Source organism: Paenibacillus sp. SYP-B3998, assembly GCF_010820665.1.
In the GTDB taxonomy this organism is placed as follows: Bacteria; Bacillota; Bacilli; order Paenibacillales; family NBRC-103111; genus Paenibacillus_E.
This window is the reverse complement of the sequence record NZ_JAAIKC010000003.1, coordinates 78870-92549: the sequence shown is the minus strand read 5'-3', so window position 1 is coordinate 92549 and position 13680 is coordinate 78870. Positions and strand designations below refer to the sequence as shown.

Here is a 13680-nt window from a genome sequence, read left to right as displayed (position 1 = left end):
GCTCCCCTTTCGTTTAATAAGCCACCGCAGCCGTACTCGTTAACTTACATCGATTCCCTTGAACTTTACATCCTAATAGCCCGGTCCCTTCCATCAATTTCATAATTTTCGGCACGAACCATAATCTTATACTGGTTGATGCATTTGCTTGCATATAGGTGGTTTGTAGAAGTAAATCTTTGCCCGTTTGCATTTCAATAAGCGCTTGCATTCTTGCCATAACTTTAGTGTTATTACTATGCAAAAGCAGAAAAATTCGCAAGTAATCCTTGTATGACAAGCTCATTGCTGACATCGTAATTTTGGCAGATAATTCAACCGACTCCCCTTTAATTAAATTATTCATGTCCTTAAAAGCTTCGAAGGCTCCCTCCGCAGCGGCAGCCAAGAACACAAGCAACGGTGAGCCTATATTAAGCAATTCTTTTTTGGGATCGAGCAATGCTTCCACCGTCCGTATCGCCAGTCTAAAAGCGAACATTTCCGCATAAGCAGAAGAAATATTAGCTAAACAGGAAGAGAAACCGTACAGTAGGTACTCCACCTCTTGATTAGCTAAAGCATGAGAGCCTGGATCGACGAGCTCGTTCGATTTTTTGGGTTTACCTGCAGGATCTTTTTCCAATCCATATGTGCGGTAATTAAATTTTGTTAAAGCAAACTCATTCACGTAGAGTTCATTACGTAGTGATGTAGTCGCTTGATTAAAAGCATCCAGCATACTCATCGCTTTGAGGCTAACGGGTTCCGATTTCTCCAAATCATAGGCAATTTCACTGCCGATGAACGTATCTTGAGCGTTTGCTTCACGATATTTTTGATAGTACCCTTTTGATTCTCCATCACCCTGGAGCTTTTTGTACCGCTCCCGATCCCCGTTCTGATCGATCACTGTACTGCAAGCACCGATAGATTGTTTCGCTTGTTCCAATATGCTCTGAATCTTATCCTTCTGCTCACGTTTACGCTTTCCAATCGATTCATTTTTTTCCATTCTTGATTTTTCTAATGCATTTTGGTTAGCATAAAACGTGCTTGATTGTGTCCAATAAGCTTCATTCCCATTATTTGCCTTAGTCTTATTATCTGTCGTATACAAAATGACCGAATCCACAATTTCCTGAAAAACAGAAAATAAGGCAACAATGCTAGCAATAGATGTCTGATATTTATAAAAGTAGTCATCACCGATGACGACTACACTAAGAAAAGCATCAGACGCTTTAGACTTATCTACGCTAGCATTCTGAGCGATTCCATTTAATTTTTGACGAATTTCATCATTTTTTTGCTTTGCTTTTCGAAGCTCAGGTTCGATCCTATGCAGCAACTCACCAATTACTTTCCCGTTTGCTAAAGCTTCTATTTTAGTCGTTGTGAGAAGAGCCGCGTATTTGATCAAAAGCTCCAGCAATTTCTCAAGCTCATTTTGCTTTTCCACGAGTGCTTGCGCCTGCTCACCTAGAGCTTGCTTGGACTGTAAAATAGGCTGTATACTTGCCCAATTTGGAGGTCCGGCTTGACTTAAGGAAGCTAGATTTGAATCTAAATTCGCCATCGCTTCTCGGATAGATCTCAACTGATCCTTAACTTGGTCTAAACTACTTCGAACCTCATTCATCGTATGCGAGCCGATTTGAGTCATTAAATCACCGAGTTCAGAGATTCGTTTCTGATAGTGATCGTGATACGCCTTAGTCTTTGCAAATAATTCTTCCGTGCTTTGCCACGCTTCGTCTAATGCTTCTTCTCTTTGATTCAGTAGTTTATCGAGTTCTGATGCTTCCTTAGCAAACAGAGAGCCCTGTTCAAAAGGAACTGTAGTTCCGCTCTTACGGAACTTGTCAGTAATCTCAAGCATGAACTCTATTGGGGCTTTTATTTTCATATCCTCCAACACTTGTTTTTCAAAAATCACATGATTTGCCAATGAATAAACAGGTGTTACTCGTAAATCCCTGAGTTCAGGCTTTGTATCAATATAATGAAAGCCACCAGGTGTTACATGACCAGATACGTTATCGGCAAATACTTCACGAAAAATACTTTCCTTATTTTCTTGCGTTAAGCCAAGACCATATAAACCCATCGCCTGGAGTTCCATATCGAAAGCGGACATGACAGATCGCGTAGCCGCTTTGACGGCTGAATCCGTTTCTTTCTCTGCAAGCTTAATTCTTGCGAAATCAATTAACACAGCTTGAAATAAAAAAATCGGCACAATGATAAGGATCAGATAAACGGAAACTACGCCTTTTTCTGAACGAACAAATCTATGCAAGAACTCTCCCCTTTCTAATTGTGAATAACAACAACGATCCCTTTTCGTTCCAACTCCTTGCGAAATTTATCAGAGGGCATGCTTTTACCACTAGGATCACTTTTAAAGAAATGCCAAACAATTCCCTTTATTTGCGTCCCTTGCTCAAGCAATTCAACGTCCTTAGGCATCTGTTCCTCCCGAAGTTGAGATTCTGACACACTGTAAAATGCTTGATGAGCAATACCGTGGAGGTCTAGAGCATCGATCGTCCTGCTCTTACCTGACATTGTAGTTAATACAACTTCTCTTCCACCTACTAGCGATTTCAAGTACGCTGCCGCTTGGCGCTCGGATTTTATGGTTACGCTTGGTCCGGATAGGTCACCTTGGGCTGGTTCTTTAAGCGCTTCTTTTGCCTTTTCCGGTGAGATTCGCCCCTTAATCGCTTTTAAGTAAGTACGAGTAATATCTGTTAGCCGAATCAATTCAACAGAATCCACGACATGAGATACTCCTCGTCCATTTGCTTGTTCAGGATCGAACCACTTACGTAAAAATGGCGGCATCAAAAAGGGCTTCTTCAATATGACCTCGATTCGATGATCGAAAAGATAATTTGAATACCGAGCAACACCTCGCATACCCGTAGGCAACATAGCTGAAGATTTAGCTAGTTTCTTCTGAACATGGCCACCGTTAGTTCCCCCAGATGATGAAGGGATGGAAACTTCGGATGAACCTCGTGATACAAGTAAGCCAAAGAGATCCGTTACATTATCCTGTGTCAGACGCCAGTACAATCCATCTGTTTCACTGGGATTGTAATTGCCAGTCATCAAATCTTTGTGACTGTTGTTCCAAGAAAAAGCTAGACGTTCTGCTGCTCCAAGGGCAATCTGGTGAACGAATACCTTTTGATAAACAAACATCCCAACAAATAGCAGCGTGAGTGTGCACAGTAGAATGATTGGAAACACAAGCGAAGCCTCTATCGTGAAACTCCCTTGCTCATTTACTCCCAAGCGTCGCAGTCGATTATGGCGCACAGCTTGTTGTTGGATTCGGTATGCAAGGCGATACCGTACTGTTATCCTTTAAGTTCGTATTGGCATCACCAATCAATTTTTGAAACCATGAAACGATCCACTTTCTGAAAATAATTGCAATAGCCACTAGAACGGCAACAATCAACAAGATTTCCAAAGTGCCTAGTCCTTCTTCATCCTTCCAAAATGCTTCTACCCAACTTAAAGCCGTTTTCATTGTACATTCCTCCGTTTATTGTTTCATGATAAGTAATGCGGGAGCAGCAACGATGACCATAACTACGACGAATATTAGAACCATCGGAAACACCAACTTAGATGACGCTTCCTCACCCAATGTCCTTGAAACAGACTTCCGTCTTTGCCATAGTTCCAATGAAAGTGCCTGCAAAGCCATCACAAAATCACTCCCTCCTCGTTTGTAATTCAGTAAAAGCGTGGAGGTAAACAAGGATACCTCATGCAAAGCGCATCGCTTGCTAAAATCCTCCATCACTTTAGCAAATGAAACATTCATTTCCAGTTCATAAACAGCTTGAGCCAGTTCTTTGTATAACGGCGTCTGCTCCTTGTTGAGTCGGCCCTGTACACAGCGAATCCATGCCTGATTAACCGTCTCACCCGCATTTACGAGAAGCACAATCGTATTCAACACTTCTGGAAGCTCAAGAATCATATGCTGTTGCTTCTTACGAATTTTCGTGTCAAGATCCCTAACCATAAGCACTGGCACTAAAATCGCTGTTACAATGCCAAGGGTTAGGAGGGTACCATCTGCTCCAGCCAAGACGGATAAGAGGGAAACAACAAGCAAACAGCCTATAGAAGCAGAAATTAGCTCCGCAAAAAACAATTTGCTGCCATGCGTAGTGAAGCTTCTCCCATAAAGCGTCAGCAGCTTGTGATGCACTTTGGCCGTGAGATCGGGTAACCTTTCCATCAACTGAAGTTTATCAACAATAAGAAAACTAGAAGGAAGCAGCCACTTCATCTGAAATGGATATGGATTGTCTTTAAAGAACACATTGTATTTTTTAAAACCTAACAAGTACAAGAACAATATAGCGGTCATTTCTACGCTACAAATAATCGTGATCCACATGCTACACCTTGATATTCATAATTTTTTGAGTAATCCCGTAACAGGCCGAAAGAAGAAGCAAGCTAGCTGTCATAATGAGCACGCCGCTTCCTGTATAAAGAGGTTCCATGTACTCAGGTGAAGTTACAGCAAGTACGGCAACGATAATTATCGGTGCAAATAACAGCACTCTTGATTCAAAACGCTTCTGGGCAATCATCACCGTGATATCTTGCATAATTTCTAATTTTTCACCAATGACCCCAGCCGTTCGCTTCATGACTTCAACCAAGTTACCTCCAGTCCGCTTACAAGTAAGAAAAACATCCGTGAAATTAGTCACGTCCTCCAAATGACTACGATCAGCAAAATTTTTCAGCCCGGCTTCAATAGGCTCCCCATTCTCCACCCTTCTGCAGATAATACCAAACTCAATGACAATCAGGCAGGAAGGATCGGGGTACATGACCAATAGATCTTCATGCGCTTCGCGAAAAGCAGTTTCAATTGATTTTCCCGCCGTCATTGACGATGACAAGCAACTTAATGCTTGCTTAAATTGAACATGAAGCTTATTTTTGCGGAATCGAATTAGCTGCTTCTTTCTGATACGCGGATATGCAAAACCCACTGTACTTAGCGCAAAAGCAAACAACATACTTTTGTAGAAGACCAAACCTATCCCTACAGCAGGTAAAGCCAGCATTAGAATAGCAATCGTTCTCTCTTTCGTTGAAAGTTCGTAGTCGTTATAATTAATAAGTGTACCTTTACCAGCTCGTCCGCCTGTTATTTCTTCCTGAGCAATGTGACTTGGGTGTTTGACTTGTCCAAAAATGAAGCGTTTTTTAGTGCTTATTTTAGGGGGAACCACTTCCAATTTTCGGGAAGAACCTCTTTTTCGCTCCAACATCATTAGCAAAAACCAACTACAAACGCCTACTATAACAACAAGTAGTATCGTCAAGAAATCCCCCCAGCCTCCTCACTTTTCACAATCCATGTAGGCAGTTGCAAGCCAGCCATTCTAATTTTGTGCATGTTGTGGAGCCTATTGCCCGTGTAAGTAAGCTTACCGATCACTCTAAGATCGTTAGTTTCACCAGACTCTTCAAATACAAAGAGCGGATGCAGCTGCACCTCACCATTCACGACACCGAGTACTTCATGAATCTCCGTCACTTTACGGGTACGATCACGTATTCGGCTTATATGAATCATTACATCTAGCGCTGAAGCTATTTGCTTGCGACTGACCTCTACAGGAAGGGAAGCGCCACTTAGAACCATAGTTTCTAATCTGCTTAACATGTCAGAAGATGAGTTTGCATGTCCAGAGCTGAGCGAACCATCATGGCCAGTATTCATGGCTGCCAGCATATCGAGCGCTTCCGCTCCGCGCACCTCGCCGACGATGATACGGTTCGGACGCATTCGTAGAGAAGCACGGATTAGATCCCGAATGGAAATATCCCCCTTGCCTTCCGTATTCGCATTTCGGGTCTCCATTCGCACTAGATTGGGTACTGTTTGTATCTGCAGCTCGGCTGAATCCTCAATCGTAATAATCCTTTCGTCCCTAGGAATCCATGCTCCTAAAGCATTTAAAAAAGTAGTCTTTCCTGAGCCTGTCCCTCCTCCAATGAAAATATTAAAGCCTGCTTGAACCATTATCTGAAGCAATTCCGCTGCCTCTTCTGAGATCGTCCCCAGACGAATTAAATCGTCCATGAGCATTGGCTTATCCGGGAACTTACGAATAGTCAGTGTCGGGCCGCTTAGAGACGCGGGCGGTAATACGACATTCACGCGAGAACCATCTTTGAGTCGTGCATCAACGATTGGCGAGCCTTGATTTACAATTCGATTAACCTTGGAAACGATCATTTGAATGAGATCTTCCAGTTTCGCTTCACTTTCAAAAGCGTATGAATAACGCTCCACTCCTCCTTTCTGCTCAAAAAAGATGTTCTCATGTCCATTTACCATAATTTCCGTCACAGAGGGATCGTCAATAAGCGGTTGAAGGATGTCTAACCCCCGGAAAGAGTTAAAAAGACGCTTAACCCCCTCATGCATCTCACTAGATGTCCAATCCTGCTCCACCGATATGGAAAACACGGCTTCCTCAATAAGTTCCATCAACCTCGTATCACTCACTGTATGAGATAGGTCTAACCTCTCATTGATTTGCTGCTTCAGATCGAGAAAAAGGGCCTGGTTCATGAAGCAGCTGCTTCTTCATTTGCTATCAACGAACGGGAGGACAAACTAGATTTGCAAGCAGTAAACATGCCATACACTTGCTCTGAAAATATAACTGATTGCCATATTTGCTCAGCGGAATGAATGATTTTCCACTCTGGAATATATGGAAGATAACACTCGATACTTTTCCCAAGAACTGAAAAGTTGTTCATTTGCTTCCCCGTATATTTATTAACAACAAAATGAACGCCTTGCAATTTTCCTATTTGCTTGCACAAAGCTTGTGCCTTGAACAAACCATTCAAATCATCTAGAACAATCCACATGATATACTCGCTAAGTTCTAACGCCCTGACGATTCTTGGATGAACAGAAGCCTCTAGATCGATGATGATAAAATCATATTGATTCAAAGAAGTCAGTGCTTCAAGCAAGATCCGGACATCTTCGCCGCTCATCTCCTGCATTTCTCTAATTTGATCACTAGGCGTCATGTAATCGAACCTTAGACGAGGATCATGAGACTTTAACAGTTCTATTTTCGGTCCAAGTAATTCAGGAGTGCTTTTCAAATAATATAAAAGCTGTGAGAATCGCGATGAATCTCCCTCCAGCCAAGACGAGGCAGAACTAATCGACTCTAGACTTAAATAAAAGACACGCTCGCCCCGAAAGGATAGCTGCTTGGCCAAGTGGATGGCCGTAATTGTCTTTCCGCTATTGCCGACACTCCCGAAGACTGAAACGATCTGTGTACGCTTAGAACCAACCGAAGCAATCAATTTCTGCTGTTCCCAGTAGAAGGCCATTAAGCGTGAAATTAGCTGATGAAGAGATTGAAAACGATACAAAAACGGAAGCTTTGTTTCTGCCTCTCGGGAATTACAAATCTGTTCACTCAAAATAATTTTAAATAGCGATGTACATCGATTAGTGAAATTCGGATAATAAGCTTCCGACAAGAGAAGGATTCCTTCCAACTCTGGTTTATCTAGCAGTTCCATCACGAAATCCAACTTTGAAAACAACTTCACTTGGAGCTTGTCACCAAACTCCGAAGTCCGAATAAATGCCGCTAATCGATCAGCATAAGCGTTATCTTCATCCAATACATAGAGTTGAATCTTAGTCATTATTATCCTCCTATACGGTCTTCAAATTACGAAAACATCTCATATAATCCACTGCCAATCAGAACTAGCCCGATGACTGCAAACACAATGAACAAGCGCGTTTTGGTGGCTAAGACCATGCATCAACCTCCTTTACGTCCAAGAAACAAAACAAAAAAAGCACTCGCCGATTGAGGAGATGATATCTCCACGATCAACGGTGCTTCCGCTTGTTAGATGAAATTAACCAAATTGTACCACAATCAGCAAAAAAATCAATCCCTTTTATTCCCAAGGGTATTTCATCGTTAAAAACCCGGCAAGCTTCTTACTCTCTTCTCTCCGGTTACGACGAATTTCAGCTCTTAATGGCGCTGACTCGTGCAGTTTCGTCTCTTCCTCTGTTTCCGGCACAACAGAAGGAATAACCACAGGCTTCTTGTTATCATCCAGCGCTACGAATGTGAGAAAAGAAGTTGCCGCTATCCGCCGCGCACCTGTTTTTAAATCCTCTGTAACTACCTTCACAAAAACTTCCATCGAACTCTTGCCTGTCCAAGTCACGAACGATTCTAAGCAAACGGAATCTGAGGTATGGATGGGATACAAAAAGTCCACAGAATCTGTCGAGGCCGTTACAACGGACCTACGACAATGTTTGTGAGCAGCGATGGAAGCAATGTCATCAATGTAAGACATTAGTTTACCGCCAAACAACGTATTGTGGTTATTCACATCGGTAGGGAAAATTCTAGATGTTTTGAAGCATCTAGATTCTCTAGTAAATCTTTGTTCCATCTCTCTCTCCCCTTTTCAGTTCTTCACATCTTGAATCATATCATACTTGTCGCAATGGTTATATCTCGATTAGCATTTCTAGATACACTTCTGGTCGCCATTTCAACGTTTTTGTTGATTTATGCAACAATTTCATACTCTGCTGCTTGTCTCCTAGTGCCCTGCTTACTTTGGTCTTGTTTTGCTACCTTCCTTGCTTGGACGATAAATCAATTAAACAAATGAATTAACCCTGCTTTTTGAATCGCGAAAAAAACGTTCTCGCACGTGAATTATTGCTTAAGCGATGGTTATTCCCAGGTAAAATTGCATGCATAACCTGTGCAAGCGATTCCTCAAGCCTAGCTAAGATTTGAGGGTGATCCTGGATACAGTCCCCTTTCCAAATGGCACGCATCACTTCTTCATAGGGAATTTCGGGAATCGTTCCTATTGGCGGTACGGGCAAGGAATCGATCCACTCTCTGTTTAGTTGAGCAAATGTGCTTCGGTTCGCTACATAATGCACCCTTTTCCCTCGTTTGCGATAGGATTCAAGTTGTTCTAACTTGGCCCTCGCACTCGGTCGGTTGCATTTGCCTGGCGAAGCATCAAGCACCACAACGATTTCATCAGCGCTATGGCATAACTCCTGGATCGTCTGTTCCTCCCATTGAGTCGAAACATCCAAGATGACGATCGGCGCTTTAATTGCATACAACAACTTAAAGGAATCGGCTGGAAGCCAGGGTTCACGAAACCCCTCGGGGTTTAAAGGCAGCCATGATGTGAATCCACTTGTCCAAAGCATCCCATCAAATGGTGTAGAATCAATAAGACATTCTGATGCGAATCTGTATCCTTCTGGTGCCTGATGATCGCCATACAGAAGCATATACAGATCAGGTTCTATCTTTGGATGCTCGACAAGCGCATTAGGAATCTGCCTGGCATGTAACATTCGAGCTAATGAAATAGCAGTAAATGTTGACCCCACACCAGCAAACAATCCCCCCACTACGATCAGTTTATCAGGTATTGTTCTCACAGCTGTTTGGTGACCCTGTTGAAGACTTTTCATGCTTCCCTGATCATTTATCTCGGATTGTATGGCACGGAGCCGATGCTTTACTTCCATTGCAGATTGACAACGCTCTTGAGGCTGCTCGTTAAGCAGTAATTGGATAGTTGTCGTCAAAGCATCAGGTAACCCTTTGCGGAAATGCTTTAATGGTTGCTGTGACATAGAAGCGTATTGCCCTCCTGAAAGCAGGTAATACAGCATAGCGCCTAGTGTAAATAAATCAGTTCTGACATCTGTCTGTAAACCTAGAAACTGCTCTGGCGCTGCAAAACCAACCGTCCCGATCGGCATCGTATCCGACGATTTTCCTAGTGTGTAATGTCGAGCCACTCCAAAATCGATCAGTCTCACTTGATCAAGCTCGCTTAGCATTACATTGGCAGGTTTCAGATCGCGATAAATGATCGCCTGTGGCTGAAACGTATGCAAATAATGAAACAAGTCACATAGTTGCAAAGCTATATTCACAATTTTGGAAACAGGAAGCTCACGACCTTTTTCTTCGAACAAATCTTGCAACGTTGGCCCTTGGATATAGTCCATCACTAAGTAGCAGCTACCATCGTACGTCGTAAAATAATCCACAAGCTGCGGTAGCTGCGGATGCTGGAGTTTGGCCAACATTTCCGCCTCCTCCAAAAAAAGTGCTGGATCTGCCTCGAATGGCAGGCAAGCTTTTACAGCCCATTTTTTTCCTTTCAGTTTCATATCTTCCGCTAAATAGACATGTCCCATTCCACCTTGACCGAGCAAGGAGTGAATCCAGTATCTTCCCCCTATGGTTGAACCGATTAAATGCTGCTTGTTATTCAAAATAATCAAAAACCCCCTTTTATCAAGTAAGAATCACCTTGATTATAAGAGGGTTTCACACAAAAATCTACATCATTCTTCCATTTTCTATATTTTTTGCAAGTATAAAGTTAGTTCCTCGCGGTTATGAAACAACTGCTTAGCTTTAATCAAATGAAGCGAAGACTCAAAGATTTGCATGAGCTCTCGGATGGTTTGGAACGGCTTTTTATGCATGAGTTTCACTGTAATAATGGCGGTTCCCCCACTCTGAAGGGCGTAAAGCAAGTCAGCGACAAGCCGTGCCATCTGACGTGGGTTCCAGCTCATATCACATACAAGCAAATCAAATTCGTCCTGGCGCAGCTTCACGTCACCCGCATTTTTCTTGTGGATCGTCAATTGTGGTTTCCCAAGCAAGTTTGGATGCATCGCCGCAGGATCAATGGCTGTCACACGCAACCCTCGCTCCAGTAAGAACGACGTCCATCCCCCTGGCGCAGCTCCGATATCTAGCGCAGCACGGGCGCAGCTGAAATCAAGCCCAAAACGCTGCTCGGCTTCTAATAGTTTAAACTTTGCCCGGGAAATTTGATCTTCTTCCTTAAGAAATCGCATGGCCCCACCAGACCAGTCCGACAAATTATCCGTTGGCTTAGATATGCCCGCAAATAGCTTGCTTGCACTTACATAGACTGAAATGATGAAATCCGAGTGCCTGACGACAGGCTCTGACTCCAATTGAGACACAATAACTTCGTCTAAAGCAGCCTTCACCGCAAAGGGCGCATACGGAACATTGGCACGCTCTTCTTTCCGCACTTGAACAGCTACTTTTTTACCTGAGCCAATGAACTCAGATGAATTCGCCTGTCCTAACCAACCTTTTAGTTGATCCACATCTGCTTCGGATCTGCTCAATTCCCATTCCTGATGAACGGGTTGTACATGCCGAAGGAAAATAGGCTCTTGCTCACTGAGCTTTGCTAACACTTCTCCCAGTTCAATAGGTACTTCGAACAGGAATACTTCGGTGGGAACCAGTAATGTGAATTTGGCAGTAGGGAACAACCTGCGCACTTCTTCTTGTGCATACTGAGCAAACCCATGGTTAGAAGTACCAATACATTTTGCTAAAATTGTCATAGCCGCATCCTTTGTCTAAACTACTTATCCTAATTTCATTCACTTAAATTTGTTAATCTGAATCCTAATCATCCTAGATTTCCTTGACCAGTCTATCTTGGCTCAATGACCTTGATCCACGGACGTTCTTGGAACCACTCCAACGTTATTTGAACGCCGAATGCTTTGTTCACATTCTCAGGCGTCAAAACCTCTTTCTTGGGACCAGCAGCGATTAACTTCCCTTGCTCAATAAGGGCAACATGTGTAAATAAAGGGACAATTTCTTCAATATGATGAGTTACATATACAACGGTTATATCTTGTTTACTAAGGTCATTAATGTCTGTTAGCAAACGCTCTCGTTCATACAAATCAAGTCCAGCAGCAGGCTCGTCCATGATAAGAATCGATGGCTTCATCATTAGTGAACGAGCAAGCATCACTTTCTTGCGTTCCCCTTGAGAGAGTGTACCCAGCGGTTGATCCGCCAAATGCAGAATGCGCACCTTCTCAAGCATATGCAGCGCACGTTCCTTGACCTCTCGAGGAATTTCTTGGTAAAACCGAAGGTACGCGTATTCTCCCGTAGCTACAACTTCCCAAACCGGATCGTTGAGATTTAACTTTTCGAAGAGAGACTGTGAGATGTAGCCGATCTTTTTGCGGACTTCTCTTACATCACATTGACCATAACGGTTCTCTAAAACATCAACGGTACCTCTGCTCGGAAATTCATAGCCATTCATCATTTCCAGTAGTGTAGTCTTCCCAGAGCCGTTTCTTCCTAACAAAATCCAGTGTTCGCCTTGCTTAATATCCAAGCTCACATCCTCGAGAATGTGCCGGTCTTGACGAATAAAATGAATGCCAGATAAATGGATCATAGAAACATCGATTCCTTTCTATACTACTCTGCGAACGTTCCCTTGGCGATCTGCCGAAGCAAATCGTCTGGAAGTCTGTGAGGATACAGCTTCATCTTTTCGGGTTTAACTGCAAGCAGCATTTCATACATAAGGGAACAAGCTGATGAGCTTGAAGTATGAAGGTACACCGTTCTTGGATAAATTTCGTGCTCAATCATCCAAATGACAACGTCCATGCCCGTTTGTTGAGTGCCCCAACCTAGATCATGATCCAGTGAGAGAATATTGACTTCACAATCTTGGAGCATTAACGTACATTCTTCTACGGTTTGCGCTAATGTAAAGCCATGTGGGCAAGGACGCAGATCATCTAAGTACAGATGAATCATGACTAGTCCTTCCTTTCATAGTCTTTGTCATAAGATAATCAAAACAATGAAGACGTCCATGCTTAAAAAGATGTCAATGACTTTGACATTCTAATGGTTTGTATTTACCAATGATTTCACAAGGGCAATCTCGTCTCGATGTGTACCATCACTAGCCGTTCGTGTTTCCAGAACGATTGGGATGTGCTTTACGTACTTAGAAGCTAACAGTTGCTGCACATTCTCATTGCCTATGTAGCCCGTCCCAATATTCGCATGGCGATCTCGACGAGAACCATAAGGGTAAACTGAGTCGTTTAAATGCAAAGCCTTCAAGTGAGGAAGATACTCCAGAATCTCTCCTCTTGCTTCTAGCTCCTTCCAATCATAACCACGCCACAATCCACTTGCAAATGCGTGGCACGTATCCAGACAAAAGCCAACCTTAAGCGGCTGTTCACAAAGCTTGCGCACCTGAACCATTTCTTCCCAGGTCAAACCAAGCTGGGCTCCTTCTCCAGCTTGATTTTCAAGTAAGATTAATGAAGGCCCTTGATACGCACGAGTCGCGCTATTCAAACATTGTATTATATTTTTGTAGCCTTGTAACGGGTCTTTTCCTACATATTTTCCAAAATGCACCACAAGTCCTATAGAGCCACATGCTTCCGTAATTTCCAATCCATTCGTTAAAAGCTGTACCATCCGATTTCGCTCTCCATCATCAACGGCAGGATTTAACGGATACGGCGCATGCCCGATCGATAACATACCATGATTCCTACTAAATTGAGCGCAAGCTTCGGCATCTCCAAGATTCAAGCTCTTGGTAGAAAGACTTCTCGGATTCATCGGAAAATATTGAAAAGCAGTTGCACCTATGGAGAAAGCTTTCTTCGCGGCTCCTAAATAACCGCCTCTTGTGCTAACATGAGCGCCAATATACATCATCTTG

14 protein-coding genes are annotated in these 13680 nt (G+C 43.0%); 1 reads left to right on the top strand and 13 read right to left on the bottom strand.

Features of this window, described 5'->3' with window-relative positions:
• Positions 1–13 precede the first annotated feature (13 nt).
• The 8 genes from GK047_RS10750 to GK047_RS10715 form a co-directional block, all read right to left on the bottom strand.
• Complete coding sequence (locus tag GK047_RS10750) at positions 14–2281, bottom strand: hypothetical protein (RefSeq protein ID WP_163945609.1); 2268 nt, start codon at positions 2279–2281, stop codon at positions 14–16.
• A 14-nt stretch (positions 2282–2295) separates the two neighbouring features.
• Positions 2296–3309: a hypothetical protein gene (locus GK047_RS10745; RefSeq protein ID WP_163945606.1), complete on the bottom strand. Its 1014-nt coding sequence runs from the start codon at positions 3307–3309 to the stop codon at positions 2296–2298.
• Positions 3299–3526 (bottom strand): Flp1 family type IVb pilin, encoded by a 228-nt coding sequence (locus tag GK047_RS10740; RefSeq protein ID WP_163945603.1) that lies wholly within the window; start codon positions 3524–3526, stop codon positions 3299–3301. Before GK047_RS10740 ends, GK047_RS10745 begins: the two co-directional genes overlap by 11 nt.
• 15 nt (positions 3527–3541) lie before the next feature.
• Complete coding sequence (locus GK047_RS10735; RefSeq protein ID WP_205516705.1) at positions 3542–4411, bottom strand: type II secretion system F family protein; 870 nt, start codon at positions 4409–4411, stop codon at positions 3542–3544.
• 1 nt (position 4412) lies between these two features.
• The gene (locus tag GK047_RS10730) at positions 4413–5357 is read right to left on the bottom strand and encodes a type II secretion system F family protein (protein WP_240343898.1); all 945 of its coding nucleotides are present in this window, start codon (positions 5355–5357) and stop codon (positions 4413–4415) included.
• Positions 5354–6616 (bottom strand): TadA family conjugal transfer-associated ATPase, encoded by a 1263-nt coding sequence (locus GK047_RS10725; protein WP_163945597.1) that lies wholly within the window; start codon positions 6614–6616, stop codon positions 5354–5356. The genes GK047_RS10730 and GK047_RS10725 overlap by 4 nt, the downstream gene beginning before the upstream one ends.
• Entirely contained in the window at positions 6613–7731 is a 1119-nt protein-coding gene (locus tag GK047_RS10720; protein WP_163945594.1) for an AAA family ATPase, read from the bottom strand. The genes GK047_RS10725 and GK047_RS10720 overlap by 4 nt, the downstream gene beginning before the upstream one ends.
• A gap of 264 nt (positions 7732–7995) precedes the next feature.
• Entirely contained in the window at positions 7996–8508 is a 513-nt protein-coding gene (locus tag GK047_RS10715) for an acyl-CoA thioesterase (RefSeq protein ID WP_163945590.1), read from the bottom strand.
• Here GK047_RS10715 and GK047_RS30600 point away from each other — a divergent pair.
• Positions 8434–8733: a tryptophan-rich sensory protein gene (locus GK047_RS30600; protein ID WP_481855984.1), complete on the top strand. Its 300-nt coding sequence runs from the start codon at positions 8434–8436 to the stop codon at positions 8731–8733. The genes GK047_RS10715 and GK047_RS30600 overlap by 75 nt on opposite strands.
• Before the next feature lies 1 nt (position 8734).
• Here GK047_RS30600 and GK047_RS10705 read toward each other — a convergent pair whose 3' ends face one another.
• The 5 genes from GK047_RS10705 to GK047_RS10685 form a co-directional block, all read right to left on the bottom strand.
• Positions 8735–10384 carry a serine/threonine-protein kinase gene (locus tag GK047_RS10705; protein ID WP_163945586.1) on the bottom strand — a complete coding sequence of 550 codons (1650 nt, stop codon included), beginning with the start codon at positions 10382–10384 and terminating at the stop codon, positions 8735–8737.
• 87 nt (positions 10385–10471) lie between these two features.
• Positions 10472–11509, bottom strand: coding sequence for an SAM-dependent methyltransferase (locus tag GK047_RS10700; RefSeq protein ID WP_163945584.1), 1038 nt, complete (start codon positions 11507–11509; stop codon positions 10472–10474).
• A 92-nt stretch (positions 11510–11601) separates the two neighbouring features.
• A complete protein-coding gene (locus GK047_RS10695) occupies positions 11602–12375 on the bottom strand; it encodes an ABC transporter ATP-binding protein (protein WP_163945582.1) in 774 nt (257 codons plus the stop codon).
• 23 nt (positions 12376–12398) lie between these two features.
• Positions 12399–12746 (bottom strand): cyclic-phosphate processing receiver domain-containing protein, encoded by a 348-nt coding sequence (locus GK047_RS10690; protein ID WP_163945572.1) that lies wholly within the window; start codon positions 12744–12746, stop codon positions 12399–12401.
• Between the two features lie 90 nt (positions 12747–12836).
• Complete coding sequence (locus GK047_RS10685) at positions 12837–13673, bottom strand: deoxyribonuclease IV (protein WP_163946709.1); 837 nt, start codon at positions 13671–13673, stop codon at positions 12837–12839.
• Positions 13674–13680: the final 7 nt, after the last annotated feature.

What these genes read in the sequence shown, in the direction of transcription:
- GK047_RS10725 (WP_163945597.1), bottom strand. Translation starts at nt 6,616, where the DNA reads ATGAACCAGGCCCTTTTTCTCGATCTGAAGCAGCAAATCAATGAGAGG.
- GK047_RS10740 (WP_163945603.1), bottom strand. Translation starts at nt 3,526, where the DNA reads ATGAAAACGGCTTTAAGTTGGGTAGAAGCATTTTGGAAGGATGAAGAA.
- GK047_RS10735 (WP_205516705.1), bottom strand. Translation starts at nt 4,411, where the DNA reads ATGTGGATCACGATTATTTGTAGCGTAGAAATGACCGCTATATTGTTC.
- GK047_RS10690 (WP_163945572.1), bottom strand. Translation starts at nt 12,746, where the DNA reads ATGATTCATCTGTACTTAGATGATCTGCGTCCTTGCCCACATGGCTTT.
- GK047_RS10715 (WP_163945590.1), bottom strand. Translation starts at nt 8,508, where the DNA reads ATGGAACAAAGATTTACTAGAGAATCTAGATGCTTCAAAACATCTAGA.
- GK047_RS10685 (WP_163946709.1), bottom strand. Translation starts at nt 13,673, where the DNA reads ATGTATATTGGCGCTCATGTTAGCACAAGAGGCGGTTATTTAGGAGCC.
- GK047_RS10700 (WP_163945584.1), bottom strand. Translation starts at nt 11,509, where the DNA reads ATGACAATTTTAGCAAAATGTATTGGTACTTCTAACCATGGGTTTGCT.
- GK047_RS10720 (WP_163945594.1), bottom strand. Translation starts at nt 7,731, where the DNA reads ATGACTAAGATTCAACTCTATGTATTGGATGAAGATAACGCTTATGCT.
- GK047_RS10695 (WP_163945582.1), bottom strand. Translation starts at nt 12,375, where the DNA reads ATGATCCATTTATCTGGCATTCATTTTATTCGTCAAGACCGGCACATT.